We start from the raw sequence: 6,075 nt of genomic DNA, 5'->3' as shown, positions 1-6,075 counted from the left end.
CCCCTCATCTCATGGCGCGTGGGTCAGAGCGCGACACCCAGGAGGGCGTCGACGGCGCGCGACACCAGACCGGGCGCACCCTCGTCCGTACCGCCCTCGGTGTGCTGGAGCGCGGCCCACCGGTCGACGGCCGCCAGGGCGGCGGGCGCGTCGAGGTCCTGGGCGAGCGCCTCGCGCACCTCCTCCACCAGGGCGTCGGCGGACGGTCCGTCCGGGCGCGACACGGCCGAGCGCCAGCGCGCCAGCCGGTCCACGGCGTCCTGGAGGACCTGGTCGGTCCACTCCCAGTCGGCCCGGTAGTGGTGGGACAGCAGCGCGAGCCGGATGGCCGCCGGGTCGACGCCGTCGCGGCGCAGCGCCGAGACGAAGACCAGGTTGCCCCGGGACTTGGACATCTTCTCGCCGTGCAGACCGACCATGCCCGCGTGGACGTAGGTCCGCGCGAAGGGGTGTTCCCCGGTCAGCGCCTGCGCGTGCGAGGCGCCCATCTCGTGGTGCGGGAAGACCAGGTCGGAGCCGCCGCCCTGGATGTCGAAGCCCATGCCGAGGTGGTCCAGGGCGATGGCGACGCACTCGATGTGCCAGCCGGGCCGTCCGGGGCCGAGGCTGGCGCCGTCCCAGCGCGGCTCGCCGTCGCGGGCCGCCTGCCAGAGCAGGGGGTCGATCGGGTTCTTCTTGCCGGGGCGCTCGGGGTCGCCGCCACGCTCGGCCGAGAGCAGCCGCATGGCCTCGGCGTCGAGCCGGGAGACCTCACCGAAGTGCGGGTCGGCCTCGACCGAGAAGTAGACGTCGCCGTCGAGTTCGTAGGCGGCTCCGGCGTCACGCAGCCGTTCCACCAGGGGGACGATGCTCGGTATGGACTCGACGGCCCCTATGTACTCCCGGGGCGGAAGCATCCGCAGGGCCGTCATGTCCTCGCGGAAGAGCGCGGTCTCGCGCTCGGCGAGGGCGGACCAGTCGTGTCCGTCCCGGACGGCCCGCTCCAGCAGCGGATCGTCGATGTCGGTGACGTTCTGGACGTAGTGGACCTGCCGCTTGGTGTCGAGCCACACGCGCTGCACGAGGTCGAACGCGTTGTAGGTCGCCGCGTGACCCATGTGGGTCGCGTCGTACGGGGTGATGCCGCAGACGTAGATACGGGCGACGGGACCGGGGGCGAGGTCAACCAGACCTCCGGTCGCGGTGTCGTGGATCCGGAGGTCGCGGCCCTTGCCGGGCAGGGCGGGGACCTCAGAAGCGGGCCAGGCATGCATGCATTGAGCCTAACCGGATGCCGTGTCCGGATACGAACCGGATCACGCCGGTTGGCTCGTTTGGCGCTCTTGCGATCTGGCGCCGTCTGTGCAGGTGAGGGCGGGAGCCCCGTGGTGCGGGTGGGTCAGCGGGGCGGTGGGGCGCCCTCCGCGCGTGGCCGACGGTCGCCGCGCTCCGGGAGGTGGGCCCTGGGCGGCGGTGGGCGCGGGATGGGTACGGAGTGACCGGGCCGGGGAGAACCGCGCCGCGCGGGCCCGTCGGCGGAGGCGGTGGTGGTGGTGATGGAGTTCCCCGGCCCGGCGGGGAGCACGACGCGGACGGCGGTCGGCCGGAGGGGCCCGGCCGGGGCCGGGGGGGTGGGCGCCCGGCCGAGGACGGGGTGCGGAATGACGTGACCGGGCGCGACCACGTCACGAGGCCGGACCGAAAGGGCCGGGTGGTGGCGGATGCGGGCCCCGGGGGCCTTGGGGCCCACCTCCCCGCGGACGGCGGCGTCCTCCGCACCGGGTCAAGGCCCCGGGTCAGGACGCGGGGCCGGTGACGCGGCCGGGCACCCGTCCGTACGGATACGGGCTCAGACCGGCGGCCAGGGGATCGCGGGCCACTCCCCGGACGGGACCGGGTGTCTGCCGGTCCTCCGCATCGCCGCCACCCTGGTGACGACCGCCGTCACCTCGGCCGGGGTCAGCAGTTGCGCCAGCCGGGTGAGGAGCGGGCCGTCGTCCGCGAGGGCCGTCGCCAGCGTGTCCAGGGCCGTGCGGGCCTCTGCCGTCAGGGGCTCCCCCGCCCAACCCCACAACAGCGTCCGGAGCTTGTCGTCGGTGTGGAAGGTGACCCCGTGGTCGATCGCGTAGAGCGCGCCGTCCGGCGCGGGCAGCAGATGCCCGCCCTTGCGGTCACCGTTGTTGATCACCGCGTCCAGGACGGCCAGCCGCCGCAACCGGGCGTCGTCCGCGTGGACCAGCAGGGCCGTGCGCCCCTCACCGACGTCGGCGAACCCGACCGCCTTCCACCCGTCGCCCGGGGTGTCGCCCTCGACCAGCGCCAGCAGGGAGGAGCCCGGCGCCTCGGTGTCGCCGTCGGCCTCGATCCAGAGCTGGACCATCCCCCGGCCGTAGGGGCCGTCCCGCAGGACGGTGGGCGGTACCAGACGCCAGCCGAGCGCCTCGGAGATCTCGTACGCCGCCACCTCGCGCTCGGCGAGGGTGCCGTCCGGGAAATCCCACAGGGGGCGCTCCCCGGCGACGGGCTTGTAGACGCAGGAGGCTTCCTCGCCCTCGTACGTCACCGAACAGAACAGCACCGCGTTCGACGCCTCGCGGATCCGGCCGCGGACGGTCAGCTCACCGTGGGTGAGCAGCTCCAGAGATGTCAGGCTCCTCGGCGGTATCCGTTCTGGCGCGGGCATACGTGTCCTTCCGGATCGAGGGGCAGACTGCACAGCGGACAGGGGGGACGCCCGGCGTTCACCACGTCGAGGGCCCGTTTGGCGAAGGCCCTGGCCTGCGCGCCGGTCAGGCGGACGCGCAGCATCGGGGGGCCGTTCTCCTCGTCCTGGAGCAGCCGCTCCTCGGCCTCCGCGAGGTCCTCCTCGGAGTCCGCGTCCAGTTCGACCAGCGCCTGGGCCTCGACGATCATGCGCTGCTCCTCGCCGTCCCAGGCCAGGGCCATGGTTCCGACACGGAACTCCTCCTCGACGGGTGCGTCGAGGGGCGCGGTGTCGGCGATGTCCGCGGGCGCGACGGCGGGCACCGGCGCGTTGCCCCCGGTACGGCGGACCACCTCGTCGAGCAGTTCGTCGATCCGCTCGGCGAGCGCGGCGACCTGGGTCTTCTCCAGGGCGACGCTGGTGACGCGGCCCGCGGCCGACGCCTGTAGGAAGAACGTACGACGTCCAGGCAACCCGACCGTACCGGCCACGAAACGGTCCGGCGGATCGTAGAGGAACACCTGACGGGACACGTTCTGTCTCCCTCGAAGATTCGGAAACGATCAGCACGGACGGCGTGGACGGGCCGCCGTGCCGGAGGTCTTACCGGCTTTCGGCCCGTCCACCCTACTGCGCCCGGCGATCACGGGGCGCCCGTGCCACCACCCACCACGGCTCCCCCGTCACCGCCCGTGGCGCCGTCGCCGCGCGGCGCCAAGGAGCCCAGCTCACCGGTGTCCCCGAGGCGCAGCAGAAACGGGCGGGTACGGGTGTAGCGGATCGCTGTCACGGAACACGGTTCCACATGGATCCGCTGGAACAGATCGAGATGGACGCCGAGAGCGTCCGCGATCACCGCTTTGATGATGTCGCCATGTGAGCACATCGCGTAGACCGCGTCCTCGCCGTGCGCCGCCTCCACCCGCGCGTTCCAGTCACGGACGGCGTCCACGGCGCGTGCCTGCATGGCGCGCATGGACTCGCCGCCGGGGAAGGTCACGGAGGAGGGGTGGTTCTGGACGGTCTCCATCAGCGGGTCGTCGGCCAGCTCCCGGAGCTTGCGTCCGGACCAGTCACCGTAATGACACTCGCCGATCCGCTCATCGGTCACCAGCTCCAGTTCCGGCCGGGCCTCGACCAGGGGGGCCAGGGTCTGGAGACAGCGCTCCAGCGGGCTGCTCACGAGCGCGGCGAGCGGCAAGGAGGCGAGACGGGCGGGGAGCGAGGCGGCCTGCGCGGCGCCCTGGGGGTCGAGTCGGACCCCGGGGGTCCAGCCCGCGAGTACGGCCGAGGTGTTCGCCGTGGAGCGTCCGTGCCGTACGAGGATGAGGGTCGCCATGCCCGCCAGCCTAGGCCCTCCCTTCCGGATCCGGCCGGGCACACCCTTCCCCGCCCGCCGGTCCCGGAGTGCGCTTCCTGGGGGCGCGCGGAAGAATGCGCACCGTGATCGTCGACTGCGCCATCTACCGCCAAGGGCGGCGCATCGAGGGCCCGGACGACTTCTCCACCGCGCTGGAGACGGCCAGGGCGTACGGTGACGCGTTCCTGTGGATCGGGATGTACGAGCCGACGGCGGAGGAGTTCGAACTGGTCACCACGGAGTTCGGCCTCCACCCGCTGGCGGTCAAGGACGCGCTGCGCGCGCATCAGCGGCCCAAGCTGGAGATCTACGACGACTCGCTGTTCGTGGTCGTCAAACCGGTGCTGTACGAGCCGCGGAGCGACACCGTCACCACGGGCGAGCTGATGCTCTTCCTCGGCGACGCGTTCGTGGTGACGGTGCGCCACGGCCAGGGCTCACCGCTGGCCTCCGTACGCCAGCGGCTTGAGGCGGCTCCCTCGGTGCTGGCCCGTGGCCCCACGTCGGTGCTGTACGCGGTCACGGACTCCGTGGTCGAGCACTACATGGAGGTGGCCGGCGAGCTCCAGTCGGATCTGGAGGAACTGGAGGAGTCCGTCTTCGCCCCGTCGGGCGGCGGCGGGGGCACGGCGGCGCGGATCTACGTCTTCAAGCGGCAGGTGCTGGAGTTCCGGCGGGCGAGCGGACCGCTGACGGGTCCCATGGCACGGCTGGCGGGGCCGGGCATCCCGTTCGTCCACGAGCGGTCCCAGCCGTTCTTCCGGGATGTCAGCGACCATCTGACACGTGCCAACGAGCAGATCGACAGCCTCGACCGGCTGTTGTCGGACATTCTCGCCGCCCATCTCGCCCAGCAGGGCGTCCGGCAGAACGACGACATGCGCAAGATCTCGGCCTGGGCCGCCATGGCGGCGGTCCCCACCCTGGTAGCGGGCGTCTACGGGATGAACTTCGAGCACATGCCGGAGCTGGGCTGGACCTGGGGGTATCCGGGCGCCCTGCTGCTGATGGCGGGGGTGGTGTTCGGGCTGTTCCGTCTCTTCAAACGGCGTGGCTGGCTCTGAGCACGACGTGATGGGGAGCGCGGGGTGATGGGGAGCGCGGGGTGATGGGGAGCGCGGGGCGGCCGGGGGCACGGAGCGGCCGGGGAACGTCATCCCGCGTTCGCACGGCCGCGGAGGCACCTGGGGGCCGGGGACGGGTTCCCGACGGGCCCGGGAGGGTTCAGACCGCGGGCGCGGCGGTCGGCGGGCCGTCCAGCGCTCCCCTGCGTTCCGGCATGGCCAGGGTGACCATCCGGCGCCAGCCGCCGAGCCGTTCGTACGCGTACATCGCGTGGATGCCCGTGGCGAGCGTGACCGACTTCGCCTTCGGCCAGCGCAGCAGCCGGCCCATATGCGCCATCACGGCCAGGCTGACATCGCGGTAGACCACGATCTCGGCGAGGGCGCTCTCCCGCAGCACCCGCTGGATGGTGCGGCCGTGGCCCTGTGCCGCGAGCCGCAGCAGCTCCTCATGGCAGTAGGCGAGATGGTTGTCCTCGTCCTGGCAGATCATCCGGACCGCCCTGCCGACCTCGGGGTGGTCCCCGAAGAAGCGCACCAGCATGTCCATCTGGTCGGCCGCCCGCTGCTCGGTGACCCTGCTGTGGGCGAGGTAGACGACGATGTCCTCGTCCGTCAGCGGCTCGTCCCGGCGGAGCTTGTCATGGGTGAGCCCGATCCCCCGCGCCTCCAGGAGCATCGTGTAGTCGGCCTCCGGCGGCACGGGCACGGGGTCGAGTCCGCGCTTCTTCAGGAGCGCGTTGAAGATGCGCCCGTGCTTGTCCTCGTCCGCGCCATGCCGGGTGATCTTCGGCGCGAGGGTACGCATACCCGCGGGCACGAGGGCGGCGATCCGGGCGTTCTCCCAGCCTCCCTGCGCCTCTCCGCTGGCGGCTATGGAACAGAAGAGCTGATAGCTGTTGTCCGTGTCGAGGATCTCCTGGAACAGGTTCCGGGCCGAGAGCATCACTGCCACCTCCGGTAGACAT

General features: G+C 72.2%; 6 protein-coding genes. 1 reads left to right on the top strand and 5 read right to left on the bottom strand.

Annotation, left to right across the window (positions count from 1 at the left end; translation table 11 throughout):
* Positions 1-23: 23 nt before the first annotated feature.
* From mshC to ACFVIM_RS12520, 4 genes are all read right to left on the bottom strand, one after another.
* Positions 24-1,253: a cysteine--1-D-myo-inosityl 2-amino-2-deoxy-alpha-D-glucopyranoside ligase gene (gene mshC / locus ACFVIM_RS12535; RefSeq protein ID WP_384300670.1), complete on the bottom strand. Its 1,230-nt coding sequence runs from the start codon at positions 1,251-1,253 to the stop codon at positions 24-26.
* A gap of 575 nt (positions 1,254-1,828) precedes the next feature.
* A complete protein-coding gene (locus tag ACFVIM_RS12530) occupies positions 1,829-2,662 on the bottom strand; it encodes an SCO1664 family protein (protein ID WP_384300669.1) in 834 nt (277 codons plus the stop codon).
* Positions 2,626-3,216 carry a DUF3090 domain-containing protein gene (locus ACFVIM_RS12525; RefSeq protein ID WP_384300668.1) on the bottom strand — a complete coding sequence of 197 codons (591 nt, stop codon included), beginning with the start codon at positions 3,214-3,216 and terminating at the stop codon, positions 2,626-2,628. The genes ACFVIM_RS12530 and ACFVIM_RS12525 overlap by 37 nt, the downstream gene beginning before the upstream one ends.
* 110 nt (positions 3,217-3,326) lie before the next feature.
* Positions 3,327-4,022, bottom strand: coding sequence for a histidine phosphatase family protein (locus ACFVIM_RS12520; RefSeq protein ID WP_384300667.1), 696 nt, complete (start codon positions 4,020-4,022; stop codon positions 3,327-3,329).
* A gap of 95 nt (positions 4,023-4,117) precedes the next feature.
* Here ACFVIM_RS12520 and corA point away from each other — a divergent pair, with 95 nt between their 5' ends.
* Entirely contained in the window at positions 4,118-5,107 is a 990-nt protein-coding gene (gene corA, locus ACFVIM_RS12515) for a magnesium/cobalt transporter CorA (protein ID WP_384300666.1), read from the top strand.
* 160 nt (positions 5,108-5,267) lie between these two features.
* On the opposite strand, the gene ACFVIM_RS12510 is transcribed toward corA, so the two are convergent.
* Positions 5,268-6,053: a ferritin-like domain-containing protein gene (locus ACFVIM_RS12510; protein ID WP_384300665.1), complete on the bottom strand. Its 786-nt coding sequence runs from the start codon at positions 6,051-6,053 to the stop codon at positions 5,268-5,270.
* Positions 6,054-6,075 lie beyond the last annotated feature (22 nt).

This window comes from Streptomyces sp. NPDC057638 (assembly GCF_042800315.1).
In the GTDB taxonomy this organism is placed as follows: domain Bacteria; phylum Actinomycetota; class Actinomycetes; order Streptomycetales; family Streptomycetaceae; genus Streptomyces.
The sequence above is the reverse complement of the archived record's forward strand: the minus strand, read 5'-3'. Positions and strand labels throughout refer to the sequence as shown.